Annotated in this window: 1 protein-coding gene; it reads left to right on the forward strand. The window is 57.0% G+C overall.

From position 1 onward, the window contains the following. On the forward strand, positions 1 to 1,133 hold a 1,133-nt coding region (tuf, locus tag CUC44_RS20860), incomplete at both ends, for an elongation factor Tu (protein WP_100861763.1).

A 1,133-nucleotide genomic window follows, 5' to 3' on the forward strand; every position in this document is an offset into this window, starting at 1 on the left:
ACCATCGGCCACGTTGACCACGGTAAAACCACCCTGACCGCCGCCATCACCAACGTGCTGGCCAAGCACTTCGGTGGTAAAGCTTTCGCCTTCGACCAGATCGACAAGGCACCGGAAGAGCGTGAGCGTGGTATCACCATCAACACCTCCCACGTAGAATACGACACCGCGATCCGCCACTACGCCCACGTAGATTGCCCGGGTCACGCCGACTACGTTAAGAACATGATCACCGGTGCTGCCCAGATGGATGGCGCAATCCTGGTAGTTGCTGCGACTGACGGCCCGATGCCGCAAACCCGTGAGCACATCCTGCTGGGTCGCCAGGTTGGTATCCCGTACATGATCGTGTTCATGAACAAGTGCGACATGGTAGACGACGAAGAGCTGCTCGAGCTGGTCGAAATGGAAGTGCGTGAACTGCTGACCGAGTACGACTTCCCGGGTGATGACCTGCCGGTAGTACGTGGTTCCGCTCTGAAAGCGCTGGAAGGCGAAGCTCAGTGGGAAGAGAAAATCATCGAGCTGGCTAACCACCTGGATACCTACATCCCGGAGCCGGAGCGCGCTATCGACCAGCCGTTCCTGATGCCTATCGAAGACGTCTTCTCCATCGCTGGCCGTGGTACCGTAGTTACCGGTCGTGTAGAGCGCGGTATTGTTAAAGTTGGCGAGACCGTCGAAATCGTCGGTATCAAAGACACCGTTTCTACCACCTGTACCGGTGTAGAAATGTTCCGTAAGCTGCTGGACGAAGGTCGTGCCGGTGAGAACGTTGGCGCCCTGCTGCGTGGCGTGAAGCGTGAAGAAGTTGAGCGTGGTCAGGTTCTGGCCAAGCCGGGCTCCATCAAGCCGCACACCAAGTTCGAATCCGAAGTGTACGTCCTGTCCAAAGAAGAAGGTGGTCGTCATACCCCGTTCTTCAAGGGCTACCGTCCGCAGTTCTACTTCCGTACTACCGACGTGACCGGTACCATCGAACTGCCGGAAGGCGTTGAAATGGTAATGCCAGGCGACAACATCAAAATGGTTGTTACCCTGATCGCCCCGATCGCGATGGACGACGGCCTGCGTTTCGCTATCCGTGAAGGTGGCCGTACCGTAGGTGCTGGTGTTGTAGCCAAAGTTATCGC

The organism is Aeromonas lusitana (assembly GCF_002812985.1).
GTDB lineage: Bacteria > Pseudomonadota > Gammaproteobacteria > Enterobacterales > Aeromonadaceae > Aeromonas > Aeromonas lusitana.